This window comes from Paraburkholderia translucens (genome assembly GCF_020881035.1).
Lineage (GTDB): Bacteria > Pseudomonadota > Gammaproteobacteria > Burkholderiales > Burkholderiaceae > Paraburkholderia > Paraburkholderia translucens.
Window position 1 is genome coordinate 61,037 of record NZ_JAJITC010000014.1, and the last position, 13,586, is coordinate 74,622.

Here is a 13,586-nt window from a genome sequence, read left to right on the forward strand (position 1 = left end):
TCGGTCCGAACCGTCGCCGCTTCTGGCGACATTATTGCTTTGCGTAACGCCGCGCGTGATCGGGCCAGTCGTCGGGCACGATAAAGCCGCGCGAGCGTTCGAGCAGATGGCCCGAGTTGTCGTCGACGAATGCGGCGACCATCGTCGGGCCGTGTTGAAGTGATGTCTGCGCTGCGAGCGTGCTTGCGTCTACGCAGCCCGCATCGTCCGCGCCCGCTTGCGCCTGATATCGCGGCGCGAGCCATTCGAGCCGCGGCAACGCCCGCCACCTCTTCGCATGCGCCGCTGCAAAAGCCGGCCAGTCGCGACGCGTGACCCACCAGCCGCGACCATGCGCGGGGTCGAGTTCGGCGCGATCGAGGGGCTCATCGCCATGCCGGTAAAACAGCCAGCCTTTGACGAACATCTGCGGCGTCCACGCACCCGCGTAGCCCGTCGATGCAAATTCCGCGTGCGCGCTCAGCGGCAACTGATGATGGAGCAGATGCGCGAGCTTCAGATCGAAGCGATCCTTCAGATTGGGACCGACGTAATCGGCGAGACGCGCCGTCTCTGCGCCAAGCGCGTCGCCCCCATGCGTATCGCCCGCATGCAGATAGCACTTCACCGCGAGTTCCCAATGCAGTCGCGAACCTTGGCGCGTGCGCACGAGAAAATCGCATTCGCCGAGCGTGAGGCCGGCATGCCGCAATGGCACACCGGCTGCAATCAATTGCGCCGCCGGTCCATGCTGCAGGAAAAAACCAAGCAGGCGTTCGGCGTATCGGCCTAGTCGTGTGACGCGCGTTGCCGCGAGATCGCGATGCAGCGCCTCTGGGGCCGCGTCGATCACACGCAGCCAGGCGACCGTGGCCTGCAAGTCGTGAGGTGTGCCGAAGGGGTCGGCGAGCGCGCCTGTCGGCGGCTGGGGGCGCAACAGATCGGGACTGAGCAACAGCCATGCGAGATCGCGGACGGCGGGATCGAGCAGCGCATCGGCCGACAGATCGCCGCGCCCCCACAGTAACGCATCGAAAAACGCGGCGCGGCTGACAGACGCTGCGGGCATCCTCGCCGCCGGTCCGTCGGACATCGTCACTTTGATTCTTTCGACGGCGCGCCGCCGTTCGCAAGCCACGTCTCGCGGGCGAGGCACAGGTCCGCCCACGCCTTGGCCTTGTCGGGCAGGCTGCGCAGCAGATAGGCCGGGTGATAGGTGACGATCACCGGCACGCCCTCGTACGCATGCACGCGGCCGCGCAGCGACGAAATGCTCGCCTCGGTCTTGAGCAGGCTCTGCGCGGCGAAACGGCCGAGCGCGACGATCAGCTTCGGCTTCACCAGCGACACCTGACGCTTCAGATACGGCTCGCAACGCGCGAGTTCGTCCGGCTGCGGATTGCGGTTGCCGGGAGGGCGGCACTTGATCACGTTCGCGATATACACGTTGGTGCCGCGCGCAAGCGCGAGCGAGCGCAGCATGTTGTCGAGCAGCTTGCCAGCCTGGCCGACGAACGGCTCGCCCTGACGGTCCTCGTTCTCGCCGGGTGCTTCGCCGATCAGCATCCAGTCGGCCCCGCGATCACCGACGCCGAACACCGTGTTCGTGCGCTTCTCGCACAGCCGGCACGCTTCGCATCCGGCGACGCGCTCGGCGAGCGCGTCCCAGTCGAGCGTGTGGATGGCCGGCAGCGCAGGCGGGTCGCGGCGCGCTTCGACGGGTTCGGGGGCCGGCGCGTCTCTATCGTCGAACCACGCGAAGTCGTCGTCGGGCGCGGCGTCGAAAGTTGGCGGCGCCGGTACGTCGGCGGATGCACGCGTCGGTTCGTGCGAGGGCGGAGGCTCAGGCTCCGCGCGACGCTCGTCGCGAGCGTCTTCCCGCATGGATTGCAACGGCTCGTCCGCTTGCGTCGCCACTGCGCGACGCACCCACATCGGCGCGAGTCCGAATTCTTCGAGCACCGATTCATGCAGCGCCATCTGCGCCCTCCGTGGCAAACGATAGACGCATCACGATCGCGTCTTCCCGGCTGCGATGCCGCGCCGGATAATAATTTTTGCGCCGGCCGATCGACGCGAAGCCGAAGCGCTCGTACAACCGGATCGCCCGGTGATTCGACGGCCGCACTTCGAGCAGCAACCCCTCGAGCTTTTCCGCGCGCGTGATGCGCACCGCCTCACGCAGCAGGGCAAGGCCGGCGCCGGCGCCTTGCGCTTGCGGCGTGACGCACAGATTGAGCAGATGCATTTCATCGACGACCGGCATCAGCACGCAGTAGCCGATCAGCGTCCCCGTCACGTGACGCAGACAGACGCCGAAATAGCCGTTGCGCAACGAGTCGCCGAAATTGCCGCGGCTCCACGGAAACTCATACGCCAGCTTCTCGATCGCGGCGACTTCGTCCAGGTCGCTTTCGGTCATCGGCGACATGTAGCGGTCCGTGAGCAGCACGCCGCTCATCGACGCGCCTCGTCGGCGGAACGTCGGCCGGACGCGCCGTCGGACGTGCGCGGCGCGGACTGCTCGGCGGCGTGGTCCGCTTTGGCCGCGTTGACCGATCTCGCCGCTTTGTCGGCCATGCGCTCGGCGGTCGTCTGCGCGACCTTGTCGCGCACGTACTCGGGTGCGGCCTGGTCGGCGCGCACCGTGCGGCCCGCGTGAAACGCGCGCAGCGCCGCATACGCGAGCGGCAGCGCATGCGGTAGCGCTTCGCCATCGACGCTGCGCGCGGCCGCGACCGCCGGCAAGCGCTCGCCGAACGCGGCAGCCGCGTTGCCGGCGAGGGTGAACGGCACGTCGGGCAGCACCAGCCGCCCGGGCGCATCGAGCGACGCCGGGCGCACCGTGCGCCATTCGCGTTGCGCGTCGTCCCACGCGTAGTCGGCCCAGTAGATTTCGTCCATGCGCGCGTCGAGTGCGGCGAGCACGCGCGTCGTCGACGGATCGCGCAGGCGGGCGCTCTCGGCGCACACGAGCAGCGTGCCGATCGGCACGACCGGCAGGTTCAGGCCGAACGCGAGGCCTTGGGCAACGCCAGTCGCCGTGCGCAGGCCGGTGAAGGACCCCGGTCCGGCGCCGAACGCAATCGCGTCGCAGTCCGCGAGCGCGAGGCGAGCTTCGTCGAACAGTTCGCGGATTGCCGGCAGCAGGCGTGTGCTGGACACCGCGCCGGTCTGTTCGTGACGGACCCAGACGCGGGCTTCGGCGGCGGACTGACCGACGGCATCGGCGGACGCGGACACGAGCGCCGCCGAACAGAATTCGGTCGATGTATCGAGGGCAAGGAGCACTGTTTGAGTCATGGACCGTATTGTAATCGGCGCGCCGCGCGTGAATGGTGGTTTGCGCGTGGTCTGCGGGTCGTCTGCGAGGATGCGCGGCCCGGCTTCGCGGCCGCCACCGTTTGGAATGAGCCCTCGGTCCCACGACGGCAGTCAATTGTTATGATTTTCGGCCGATCTCATCTTTCCCGCGACGCGGGCCAAACGACCATGACCGACATCAACTCCCAGTTCGCGCAAGCCCAGGAAGACGTCAAGCAATTGCCCGAGCGTCCCGGCAACCTGACGCTGCTGCGTCTGTATGCGCTCTTCAAGCAGGCGAGCGAGGGCGACGTGCACGGCGACAAGCCAGGCTTCACCGACATCGTCGGCAAATACAAGTACGATGCGTGGGCCGCGCTGAAGGGCACGGCGCAGGACGCTGCGAAGCAACAATACGTCGAGCTCGTCGAATCGCTGAAGAGCGGCGCCGCGGCCTGACATTCCGACGCGCGATCATCTGCGGACTTGACCGTCCGGCAACGCTGTGACGGTCTCCCGGCGGCTTCGACGTCGAGGTTCCGGGCCGCCGCTTTGGCCGCCCCGCTTCATCCCGCACTTTTTTCATCGGAATTGTCCGAATAGTGGCGCAGTGCAACAAACCCCGCTATAATGCCGCCTGCGCTTCACTGCTTTGCCCGTTTTTCCAGCGGTCCTCGCGGCGCAGCGTGCCATAGCGTTTGCTCCAATCCAGTTTAGAACCTGTCCCCTTCTGCCTAGCCCCCTACGGGCTCAAGTCCCAGGCTGGCGACCCGCCATGTTGGCATGTCGCATCCGATACAGCTTCTAACGAAAAACTCGCCTTCATTGTCGCGAGTTGCCCCCGTTTTTCGATTTGCTCGCTGCTTTTTTGCTCGCTGAATCCGACGACTTGGGTATGCCGATTGGCGTTGACGTTTTCATCCAATGAACCTCCCAGGATCGTATTCAAGGATTCTCATGACTTTGAGCAACACCCCCAGCAGCCCGTTGAACGCCATCGCCGACGAAGCACTCGGTCTTACGCCCGCCGCTCCCGGAGCCGCCGCGCAAGCTGACGCCAAGCCGACCTTCGCGTCGCTCGGTCTGTCCGCGGAAGTCGTCTCCGCGCTGACCGCCGCCGGCTACGAGCACCCGACGCCGGTGCAGCAACGCGCGGTGCCGGCCGGTATCGCCGGCCGCGATCTGCTGGTTTCGAGCCCGACCGGCTCGGGCAAGACCGCCGCGTTCATGCTGCCCGCCATCGAGCGCTTCGCGCAGCTGCAAAAGGCCCAGGCAGGCCAGCCGCGCGAACCGCGCCCGGCCGACGGTGGCCGCGGCCGCCGGCCGCAGCCGGTCGCGCGTCCGACCATGCTGGTGCTGACCCCGACCCGCGAACTCGCGATGCAGGTCACGACCGCCGCCGCAACGTACGGCAAGCACCTGAAGCGCCTGCGCACCGTCAGCATTCTCGGCGGCGTCGCTTATGGCCAGCAGCTGATGCTGCTCGCCAAGAACCCTGAAATCCTCGTCGCGACGCCGGGCCGTCTGATCGACCACCTCGAGCGCGGCCGCATCGACCTGTCCCAACTGCAGATCCTGGTGCTCGACGAAGCCGACCGCATGCTCGACATGGGCTTCATCGACGACATCGACACGATCGTCGCGGAAACGCCAGCCTCGCGTCAGACCATGCTGTTCTCGGCCACGCTCGACGGCAAGATCGGCTCGCTGACCGGCCGTCTGCTGAAGGACCCCGAGCGCATCGAGATCGTGCAGCGCATGGAGCAGCGCACCAATATCGCGCAAACGGTCCACTACGTCGACGACCGCGACCACAAGGACCGTCTGCTCGACCATCTGCTGCGTGACGCCGGCCTCGACCAGGCTATCGTCTTCACGGCAACGAAGATGGACGCCGACCAGCTGGCCGGCCGTCTGGCCGACGCTGGTTTCGAATCGGCCGCGCTGCATGGCGACCTGCCGCAAGGTGCGCGTAACCGCACGATCCGCGCGCTGCGCGAGCGTCGCGTACGCGTGCTGGTCGCGACCGACGTCGCCGCTCGCGGAATCGACATCCCCGGCATCACGCACGTGTTCAACTACGATCTGCCGAAGTTCGCCGAAGACTACGTGCACCGTATCGGCCGTACCGGCCGCGCGGGCCGCTCGGGTGTTGCGGTGAGCCTCGTGCATCACGCCGAACAGGGCGCGCTCAAGCGCATCGAGCGCTTCGTGCGCACGCCGCTGCCGGTCAACGTCGTCGAAGGGTTCGAGCCGCGCAAGGCGCCACCTTCGGGCAATGGCCGTCCCGGCTTCGGCGGCCGCGGCCGTCCGGGCGGTAACGGTCGCCGCTTTGGCAGCGGTTCGGGCAAGCCGGGCGGCTTCGGCGGCTCGCGCAATGGCAACGGCAACGGCAACGGCAACGGCAACGGCAATGGCAACGGCGGCGGCTGGGGCAACAAGTCGGCCGGCGGTTCGCGTGACGGGTATGGTTCACGTGAAGGCTTCGGCGGCGGTTCGCGCGACGGTTACGCCTCGCGTGAGGGCTACGGCGCGCGCCGCAACGACGGTCCGCGTTCGGCACGCCGCGGCAGCTGATCGCGCGCAGCAGCCTGACAGCCTCGGACGGCTTCACGCCGTCCGGCAGTCGACAGGAAATGAAAACCGGTGCTCAGGCACCGGTTTTTTTTCGCCCGTTGGTTGCCAGCCCTCAATTTCACGATGTGGAAAAATTTTTTGCGTCGTAAAAAATCATGCTGCAAAGCACAAGAAGACGTGTTGCAACAGGGAAAATATCGTTTCACATCACGACATGTCGGATTCAACCTATTGATTTAATTGAAAAACAAATATTGGAAAAACGCTTGGCGGCGTCTATTGCGACCTCATCGATTTGCCTAGACTCTTATATAAGACTTCACGAAACAGAACGCCTCTTCGGGCGCTGCGCTTCGAGAAGAAAGAGTCACCCATCCTCCATAACTGGCATCGAAGGAGCACATCATGACCATGACCCGCGAACAGCAAGTGCAGCAACTGAAGCAGCAATGGGAAACGGACCCGCGTTGGAAGGGCGTCAAGCGCACCTACTCGGCTGAAGACGTGGTGCGTCTGCGCGGCTCGGTGCAGCCCGAGCACACGCTCGCAAAGCGCGGCGCGGAAAAGCTGTGGGCCGCCGTGAACAACGAGCCGTTCGTCAACTCGCTCGGCGCGCTGACCGGCAACCAGGCGATGCAGCAGGTGAAGGCAGGCCTCAAGGCAATCTATCTGTCGGGCTGGCAGGTGGCCGGCGATGCGAACGTCGCCGGCGAAATGTACCCGGACCAGTCGCTGTATCCGGCTAATTCGGTGCCGCTCGTCGTCAAGCGCATCAACAACACGCTGACGCGCGCCGATCAGATCCAGTGGTCGGAAGGCAAGAATCCTGGCGATGAAGGCTATGTCGACTACTTCGCGCCGATCGTGGCCGATGCGGAAGCCGGCTTTGGCGGCGTGCTCAATGCGTTCGAACTGATGAAGGCGATGATCGAAGCGGGCGCCTCGGGCGTGCACTTCGAAGATCAGCTGGCATCGGTCAAGAAGTGCGGCCATATGGGCGGCAAGGTGCTCGTGCCGACCCGCGAAGCCGTCGCGAAGCTGACCGCCGCGCGTCTGGCCGCCGACGTCTCGGGCGTGCCGACCGTGCTGCTCGCCCGCACCGACGCGGAAGCCGCCGACCTCGTCACGTCGGACATCGACGACAACGATCGTCCGTTCCTGACCGGCGAGCGCACCGTGGAAGGCTTCTACCGCACGAAGCCGGGCCTCGAGCAGGCGATCTCGCGCGGTCTCGCGTATGCCCCGTACGCCGACATGATCTGGTGTGAAACCGGCAAGCCGGACCTCGAGTTCGCGAAGAAATTCGCCGACGCGATCCACAAGGAGTACCCGGACCAATTGCTGGCGTACAACTGCTCGCCGTCGTTCAACTGGAAGAAGAACCTCGACGACGCGACCATCGCCAAGTTCCAGCGCGAACTCGGCGCGATGGGCTACAAATTCCAGTTCATCACGCTGGCCGGCTTCCACGCGTTGAACTACTCGATGTTCAACCTCGCGTATGGCTATGCGCGCAACCAGATGACCGCGTTCGTCGAGATGCAGCAGGCGGAGTTCGCGGCGGCCGAAAAGGGCTTCACCGCGGTCAAGCACCAGCGCGAAGTCGGCACCGGCTACTTCGACGCCGTGACGCAGACGGTCGAGCGGGAAGCATCGACGACCGCCCTGCACGGTTCGACGGAAAACGAGCAGTTCTTCGACAAGAAGGTCGCCTGAGATCAGCCGGTCGGGTTGTGCAGTCCCTTGGCCTGAACGCAGGAACGATCGGCAAACGTCGAGCGGCACCGCAGAGTGCCGCCGGCACAGGGAGGGCCGCGCCGTCCCGGACTGGCAGGAGCGTCACCGCGAATGCCGACGGCCGGACAGTCTGAGAGAAGCCAGCACGCGGCATGCGTGAGGCGAACCTGAACGCGCCGGTCTCACCGCCGGCGCGCTTTTTTTCGAAAGCGCGGTGCGCCGACACGCAACCGTCAGCGCGCCGTTTCAGCGATAAACGATCACGGGAATCTTCGTATGGGTGAGCACACGCTGCGTTTCACTGCCGATCAGCAGGCTGCCGAGCCCGCGCCGCCCATGTGATGCCATGAAGATCACGTCGCAGCCGCCCTGCTCGGCCGCTTCGATGATGCCGAGATACGGCGCCGGATGGACGCTCGTGCGGCTCTCGACACTGACGCCCACGCGGTGCGCCGCATGCTCGACTTCGCGCAGATGCACGCGCGCTTCGCGCTCGCTGCGTTGCAGGAACTCGCCGGGCGGTTCGACCGCGACGTCGGAGAACGGCGAGTACGGATATTGCGGCAGACACGCGTACGCGGTGACACGCGCGCCGACGGCCTGTGCGAGGCCGATCGCGCCCGCTATCGCCTTGCGTGACAGGTCTGAACCATCGGTCGGAACCAGAATGTGCCTGAACATCATGCCCTCCGTCGCCGGCTGCGCGCGGCGCGGCGTCAGCGTCCAACAAAGCGCGGGGTGCAGGCCGCTCGAAACGATTGTAGTGCGTGCGGATGGGGGTAGAGATCAGCTTCGCGCCTGCCTGGAGATAGGCGCCTCAGTCCCAGTAACCGGGTTCGCCGTAGGTATGCTTGAGAAAGTCCAGAAACAGCCGCACCCGCAGCGGCAAATGACGGCGCTGCGGGAACACTGCGTGAATGCCGATCGGCGGCGCGGCAAACTCGTCGAGCACGCTGACGAGACGGCCCGCGGCGATCTCCGCGCCGACCTCCCACCACGAGCGCCACGCGAGTCCGTGCCCGGCAAGACACCATTCGTGCAGCACCGCGCCGTCGGAGCACTCCATCGTTCCGGACACCTTGATCGACACCACCTTGCCGTCCTGCTGGAACATCCAGCCGCGCTGCTGATTGGCGCTCGCGCCGAGCGCGAGGCAGTTGTGGCGCGCGAGATCGGCGAGGCTGTGCGGCGCGCCGCGCCGGCTCAGATACGCGGGCGACGCGACGCATACGCGCCGGTTTTCGGCGAGCTTGAGCGACACCAGCGACGAATCGGGCAACTCGCCGAGCCGCACCGCGCAATCGAATCCTTCGTTGACGAGGTCGACGAGGCGATCGGACAGATCGAGCGTAATCGATACGTCCGGATGCGCGACCGTGAAGGCCGGCACCAGCGGCGCCACATGCCGGCGCCCGAAGCCGGCCGGCGCCGACAGCTGCAGATGGCCGCTTGCCTTCACGCCGCCGGCCGATACGCTCGCCTCGGCGTTCTGCATGTCGTGAAGGATGCGCTGGCAGTCTTCGAGAAACGCCGAACCTTCGAAGGTCAGCGTGATCTTGCGCGTCGTGCGCACGAGCAGCTTGGCGCCGAGGCGCTCTTCGAGCGCGTCGATGCGCCGGCCAATGATCGCGGGCGCGACACCCTCGGCGAGCGCCGCGGCGGACAGGCTTCCCTTGGCCGCGACGGTGGCGAAGGTCTCGATCTGCTTGAAACGGTCCATGGACGAGACGCGCCTTGGCGACGCGCAAAAGTGAGGGTCGCGCGTGAGATTAGGGATATGAAAGTAAAAGATCAAGTGATCTCTAGCCTATTTTTTAGCAACTAAGGTCACCAATACAATGAGCCCCGACCTCTGACAGGAGCGCATGGCAATGTCGGCCACAACAGCACCTTCCCCGCGAGCAGTCATTTTCGACGCCTACGGCACGTTGTTCGACGTGCATTCGGTGATCGCCGCCGCGGAACAACTGTTCCCCGGCCACGGCGACGCGCTGTCGCAGCTGTGGCGCCAGAAGCAGATCGAATACACGCAACTGCGCACGCTCGCCGCACGCACCGACCTGCCCGGCGAGCACTACCGCCCGTTCTGGGACATCACGCTCGACGCACTGCGCTTCGCCGCAAAAAGGCTGCAGCTCACGCTCGGCCGCGCGGCCGAAAAACGTCTGATGGACGAATATGCGTGCCTGTCCGCGTTTCCCGATGCGGTGCCCGTGCTGCGCGCATTGCGCGAGTCCACCGCCGCGCCGCGCATGGGGCTTGCGATTCTGTCGAACGGCAATCCGCAGATGCTCGACATCGCGCTCAGGAGCGCCGGCATGAACGCCCTCTTCGATCACGTGCTGTCAGTCGACGCGGTACGCGCGTACAAACCCTCACCCGCCGCGTATGCGCTCGGCCCCGACGCGTTCGGCGTGTCCGCCCGCGAAATCGTGTTCGTGTCGTCGAACGGCTGGGATGTGGCGGGGGCGACATGGTTCGGCTTCACGACCTTCTGGCTGAACCGGCAGAACCTGCCCGTCGAGGAACTCGGCGTGACGCCGCATGGCACCGGCGGCGGCATGAACGATCTGCTGGGCTTTGTGCAGACGCTCGCGGCGGCGTCTCAAGCGACCGGCGGCCGTCGCACGGAAACTCGTGGCAGCGGCAGTCGCAAGCGCGCCCGCCCGCGCGTATGACGGCGGCCCTCGTCTCCGGCAACCCACTCACCCTTTTTCAACCTTCGCATTTCTCAATCTGACCGACCAAGGAGAAAACATGGCTCATTCGCTGTCGCTGCCGCAGGGCATGGAAATCACCGGCGAGATCAAGCCCGGCTTTGAAGCGATCCTCACGCGCGACGCGCTGGAACTCGTCGCGGCGTTGCATCGCACGTTCGAGCCGCGCCGCCAGCAGTTGCTGCAAGCCCGCGTCGAACGCACGAAACGGCTCGACGCCGGCGAGCGGCCCGGCTTCCTCGCCGCCACGAAGAGCGTGCGCGAAGGCGATTGGAAAATCGCACCGCTGCCGCAGGACCTGCAATGCCGGCGCGTCGAGATCACCGGTCCCGTCGAGCGCAAGATGATCATCAACGCGCTCAATTCGGGCGCGGACTCCTACATGACGGACTTCGAGGATTCGAATGCGCCGAGCTGGGACAACCAGATCACCGGGCATATCAATCTGAAGGACGCGGTGCGCCGCACGATCTCGCTCGAACAGAATGGCAAGTCGTACCGGCTCAACGACAAGACAGCCACGCTGATCGTGCGTCCGCGCGGCTGGCACCTCGACGAGAAGCACGTGAAAGTCGACGGCAAGCGCGTGTCGGGAGGCATCGTCGATTTCGCGCTGTACATGGCGCACAACGCGAAGGAACTGATCGCGCGCGGTTCGGGCCCGTACTTCTATCTGCCGAAGATGGAGAGCCATCTCGAGGCTCGTCTGTGGAACGACATCTTCGTCGCCGCGCAGGAAGCGCTCGGCGTTCCGCGCGGCACGATTCGCGCGACGGTGCTGATCGAGACGATCGTCGCCGCATTCGAAATGGACGAGATCCTGTACGAGCTGCGCGAACATAGCTCGGGCCTGAACGCCGGTCGCTGGGACTACATCTTCTCGGCGATCAAGAAGTTCAAGAGCGACCGGGACTTCTGCCTCGCCGACCGCTCTCAGATCACGATGACCTCGCCGTTCATGCGCGCGTACGCGTTGCTGCTGCTGAAGACCTGCCATCGCCGCAACGCGCCGGCGATCGGCGGCATGAGCGCGCTGATTCCGATCAAGAACGATCCGGCGGCGAACGACAAGGCGATGGCCGGCGTGCGTGCGGACAAGGCGCGCGACGCGCGCGACGGCTACGACGGCGGGTGGGTCGCCCATCCGGGCCTCGTGCCGCTCGCGATGGAAGAGTTCGTCAAGGTGCTGGGCGACAGGCCAAATCAGATCGGCAAGCAGCGCGACGACGTGCTCGTCACCGCGACCGATCTGCTCGACTTCCGCCCGGAAACGCCGATCACGGAAGCGGGTCTGCGCAACAACATCAACGTCGGCATTCACTACCTCGGTTCGTGGCTCGCCGGCAATGGCTGCGTGCCGATTCACAACCTGATGGAAGATGCCGCCACGGCCGAGATTTCGCGCTCGCAGGTCTGGCAATGGATCCGCTCGCCGAAGGGCAAACTCGACGACGGCCGCAAGGTGACGGTCGAACTGGTGCGCGAGCTCGCGGTGCAGGAACTGCACAAGGTCAAACAGACGGTTGGCGGCGATACAAAGCCGTATGAGCGTGCCGCTCAGATCTTCGAGCAGATGTCGACCGCGGAGCAGTTCACCGAGTTTCTGACGCTGCCGCTTTACGAAGAAATTTGATGGTGCTGATCATGAGGTGCGAGCGCGTCAGGCGCGATCGAGCCACATGATCGCATCGAGTCAAGCTCAATGACGGCGCGCCGGGGACGGCCTCGCGCGCCGTTTGTTTGCGTGTGCCCGGTCAGCGCGTGCGCCGATGTTCGATCCAATCTCCCGAGCGGATTTCGGGCAGCCCTTTGACCGCGTTCGGTGCGACCGGATAGAAGCGGCAGTTCACGACGTTGTCATCCACTTTGACCATCACCTCGCGCGCCAGAAAACGATCCTCGACGCCCGGATACACGGCCTCGATTTCGTCGAGCACCGCAACGAGCGCATCGTCGATTTCATAGACCTCGCCGCGCACGTCGATGCCAGCCTCGTCGGCGACGAGGCCGGGATAGTCGCCAAAATCGAACAGATGACCGCGCACGGTGGTGCTGCCGAGCAGGCTCGGCGCCGGAAGGTCGTTGCGCGCGGCGGCTTCTCTGATGTCATTCGCTTCACCGGCACGCAGCGTGCCGTAGACAAAGACGGTCTGCATCGTTGTCGAGTCTCCCTGGTCTGAGGTGGTGTTGGTGGCTCGGGAATCAGCCCATTATGCAACGCAGACCCGTTGGCAACACCAACGGGGCACGCTCTAAAATGGCTCAAGCCCACGACGGCGACAGGCAGTGACACACTTCGCCGCCCCTTCGCACCGTTATCCGACCGACCTTGCCATGACCTCGTCCGCCGACTCCGACCTGTCGAGCCGCGTGCGTTTCGCCGATATACCGCCGGAGTTCGCGCCGAACGACACGCATCCGATCCGCGTGCGCGCGCGGCCGATGCCGGCCGGCTCGCACATCGCGCGCCATACGCATGCGTGGGCGCAGGTCGCCTATGCGTCGCGCGGCGTGCTGCGCGTCGCGACGACGGGCACGACGTGGATGGTGCCGCCGTCGCGCGCGATCTGGCTGCCCCCGCACGTGACGCACGAAGTAATCGCCGTCGAGGATGCGTTCCTGCGCACACTGTACATCACCGAGAGCACGGCGCCGCCCGCACTCGATACGCCGCGCGTCGTCGAAGTATCGAACCTGTTGCGCGAGGTGATCGCCGCGCTCGATATGCCTGGTCTGTCCGCCGCGCGCGAGCAGCTGCTCGGCTCGCTCGCGCTCGACGAACTGACGCGCTCCGAGCCGCTGCCCCTGTCCGTTCCGATGCCGGGTGAAAAGCGGCTGCGCGCGCTCTGCGAGGCCGTGATCGCCGATCCGACGCATGGCGAGTCGCTCGAACAGTGGGCGTCGATGGTGGGTGCGAGCACGCGTACGATCGCGCGACTGTTTCGCCAGGAACTGGGGGTGAGTTTTTCGCAGTGGCGTCAACAGGCGATTCTCGCGCGCGCCATTCCGCTGTTAAGCCAGGGACGGCCGCTGTCGCACGTTGCGCAGGAATTGGGTTATCAGAGCCAGAGCGCCTTTTCGGCGATGTTCCGGCGAGCGTTCGGCGCGAGTCCACGCGCGTTTATCGAGCGAGGCGCCGAGCATCGCGCGGGCAACGGCGAGCATGACGATACGCACGAGGATGATGAAACGGCGCAGGAACAAGCTAGTTCGGTAGATGTGGGGCAGCGGTGAATGGCGATGACGAGCGGCGCGCGAAGCGCGTTCGACGCA

14 protein-coding genes are annotated in these 13,586 nt (G+C 65.5%); 6 read left to right on the forward strand and 8 right to left on the reverse strand.

Annotated features, from left to right (window positions below; genetic code table 11):
- Window positions 1-31 precede the first annotated feature (31 nt).
- Genes LJ655_RS23040 through tsaB form a run of 4 tightly spaced genes read right to left on the reverse strand, consistent with a single transcriptional unit; the run spans window position 32 to window position 3,282 of the window.
- Entirely contained in the window at window positions 32-1,048 is a 1,017-nt protein-coding gene (locus LJ655_RS23040) for a DUF1853 family protein (RefSeq protein WP_230563527.1), read from the reverse strand.
- Between the two features lie 26 nt (window positions 1,049-1,074).
- Complete coding sequence (locus tag LJ655_RS23045; RefSeq protein WP_230563528.1) at window positions 1,075-1,959, reverse strand: uracil-DNA glycosylase; 885 nt, start codon at window positions 1,957-1,959, stop codon at window positions 1,075-1,077.
- Window positions 1,946-2,440 carry a ribosomal protein S18-alanine N-acetyltransferase gene (rimI, locus tag LJ655_RS23050; RefSeq protein ID WP_230563529.1) on the reverse strand — a complete coding sequence of 165 codons (495 nt, stop codon included), beginning with the start codon at window positions 2,438-2,440 and terminating at the stop codon, window positions 1,946-1,948. The genes LJ655_RS23045 and rimI overlap by 14 nt, the downstream gene beginning before the upstream one ends.
- Window positions 2,437-3,282, reverse strand: a complete 846-nt coding sequence (tsaB, locus tag LJ655_RS23055) for a tRNA (adenosine(37)-N6)-threonylcarbamoyltransferase complex dimerization subunit type 1 TsaB (RefSeq protein ID WP_230563530.1) — start codon at window positions 3,280-3,282, stop codon at window positions 2,437-2,439. Before tsaB ends, rimI begins: the two co-directional genes overlap by 4 nt.
- Window positions 3,283-3,471: 189 nt before the next feature.
- Between tsaB and LJ655_RS23060 the strand changes: the two genes are divergently transcribed.
- Window positions 3,472-3,741, forward strand: a complete 270-nt coding sequence (locus tag LJ655_RS23060) for an acyl-CoA-binding protein (protein WP_230563531.1) — start codon at window positions 3,472-3,474, stop codon at window positions 3,739-3,741.
- A 283-nt stretch (window positions 3,742-4,024) separates the two neighbouring features.
- Here the strand turns inward: LJ655_RS23060 and LJ655_RS23065 are convergent, their stop codons facing one another.
- Window positions 4,025-4,231 carry a hypothetical protein gene (locus tag LJ655_RS23065; RefSeq protein WP_230563532.1) on the reverse strand — a complete coding sequence of 69 codons (207 nt, stop codon included), beginning with the start codon at window positions 4,229-4,231 and terminating at the stop codon, window positions 4,025-4,027.
- Window positions 4,232-4,239: 8 nt separating this feature from the next.
- Here LJ655_RS23065 and LJ655_RS23070 point away from each other — a divergent pair, with 8 nt between their 5' ends.
- Window positions 4,240-5,859, forward strand: a complete 1,620-nt coding sequence (locus LJ655_RS23070; protein ID WP_230563533.1) for a DEAD/DEAH box helicase — start codon at window positions 4,240-4,242, stop codon at window positions 5,857-5,859.
- A gap of 411 nt (window positions 5,860-6,270) precedes the next feature.
- Window positions 6,271-7,575 carry an isocitrate lyase gene (gene aceA / locus LJ655_RS23075; RefSeq protein ID WP_230563630.1) on the forward strand — a complete coding sequence of 435 codons (1,305 nt, stop codon included), beginning with the start codon at window positions 6,271-6,273 and terminating at the stop codon, window positions 7,573-7,575.
- A 267-nt stretch (window positions 7,576-7,842) separates the two neighbouring features.
- Here the strand turns inward: aceA and LJ655_RS23080 are convergent, their stop codons facing one another.
- Together LJ655_RS23080 and LJ655_RS23085 are read right to left on the reverse strand one after the other, a co-directional pair.
- Window positions 7,843-8,277 carry a universal stress protein gene (locus tag LJ655_RS23080; protein ID WP_230563631.1) on the reverse strand — a complete coding sequence of 145 codons (435 nt, stop codon included), beginning with the start codon at window positions 8,275-8,277 and terminating at the stop codon, window positions 7,843-7,845.
- 136 nt (window positions 8,278-8,413) lie between these two features.
- Window positions 8,414-9,316, reverse strand: coding sequence for a LysR family transcriptional regulator (locus LJ655_RS23085; RefSeq protein WP_230563534.1), 903 nt, complete (start codon window positions 9,314-9,316; stop codon window positions 8,414-8,416).
- A 151-nt stretch (window positions 9,317-9,467) separates the two neighbouring features.
- Here LJ655_RS23085 and LJ655_RS23090 point away from each other — a divergent pair, with 151 nt between their 5' ends.
- Window positions 9,468-10,274, forward strand: coding sequence for a haloacid dehalogenase type II (locus LJ655_RS23090; protein ID WP_230563535.1), 807 nt, complete (start codon window positions 9,468-9,470; stop codon window positions 10,272-10,274).
- A 79-nt stretch (window positions 10,275-10,353) separates the two neighbouring features.
- On the forward strand, window positions 10,354-11,946 hold the full coding sequence (aceB, locus tag LJ655_RS23095) for a malate synthase A (RefSeq protein ID WP_230563536.1): 1,593 nt from the start codon (window positions 10,354-10,356) through the stop codon (window positions 11,944-11,946).
- 121 nt (window positions 11,947-12,067) lie between these two features.
- Here aceB and LJ655_RS23100 read toward each other — a convergent pair whose 3' ends face one another.
- Window positions 12,068-12,469, reverse strand: a complete 402-nt coding sequence (locus LJ655_RS23100) for a gamma-glutamylcyclotransferase family protein (RefSeq protein ID WP_230563537.1) — start codon at window positions 12,467-12,469, stop codon at window positions 12,068-12,070.
- 178 nt (window positions 12,470-12,647) lie between these two features.
- Here LJ655_RS23100 and LJ655_RS23105 point away from each other — a divergent pair, with 178 nt between their 5' ends.
- Window positions 12,648-13,547, forward strand: a complete 900-nt coding sequence (locus tag LJ655_RS23105; protein WP_230563538.1) for an AraC family transcriptional regulator — start codon at window positions 12,648-12,650, stop codon at window positions 13,545-13,547.
- The last annotated feature ends 39 nt before the right edge of the window (window positions 13,548-13,586 follow it).

Excerpts from the sequence above, each read along its gene's own strand:
- LJ655_RS23040 (WP_230563527.1), bottom strand. The coding sequence starts at position 1,048 with ATGCCCGCAGCGTCTGTCAGCCGCGCCGCGTTTTTCGATGCGTTACTG.
- LJ655_RS23045 (WP_230563528.1), bottom strand. The coding sequence starts at position 1,959 with ATGGCGCTGCATGAATCGGTGCTCGAAGAATTCGGACTCGCGCCGATG.
- rimI (WP_230563529.1), bottom strand. The coding sequence starts at position 2,440 with ATGAGCGGCGTGCTGCTCACGGACCGCTACATGTCGCCGATGACCGAA.
- tsaB (WP_230563530.1), bottom strand. The coding sequence starts at position 3,282 with ATGACTCAAACAGTGCTCCTTGCCCTCGATACATCGACCGAATTCTGT.
- LJ655_RS23060 (WP_230563531.1), top strand. The coding sequence starts at position 3,472 with ATGACCGACATCAACTCCCAGTTCGCGCAAGCCCAGGAAGACGTCAAG.
- LJ655_RS23070 (WP_230563533.1), top strand. The coding sequence starts at position 4,240 with ATGACTTTGAGCAACACCCCCAGCAGCCCGTTGAACGCCATCGCCGAC.
- aceA (WP_230563630.1), top strand. The coding sequence starts at position 6,271 with ATGACCCGCGAACAGCAAGTGCAGCAACTGAAGCAGCAATGGGAAACG.
- LJ655_RS23080 (WP_230563631.1), bottom strand. The coding sequence starts at position 8,277 with ATGTTCAGGCACATTCTGGTTCCGACCGATGGTTCAGACCTGTCACGC.
- LJ655_RS23085 (WP_230563534.1), bottom strand. The coding sequence starts at position 9,316 with ATGGACCGTTTCAAGCAGATCGAGACCTTCGCCACCGTCGCGGCCAAG.
- LJ655_RS23090 (WP_230563535.1), top strand. The coding sequence starts at position 9,468 with ATGTCGGCCACAACAGCACCTTCCCCGCGAGCAGTCATTTTCGACGCC.
- aceB (WP_230563536.1), top strand. The coding sequence starts at position 10,354 with ATGGCTCATTCGCTGTCGCTGCCGCAGGGCATGGAAATCACCGGCGAG.
- LJ655_RS23100 (WP_230563537.1), bottom strand. The coding sequence starts at position 12,469 with ATGCAGACCGTCTTTGTCTACGGCACGCTGCGTGCCGGTGAAGCGAAT.
- LJ655_RS23105 (WP_230563538.1), top strand. The coding sequence starts at position 12,648 with ATGACCTCGTCCGCCGACTCCGACCTGTCGAGCCGCGTGCGTTTCGCC.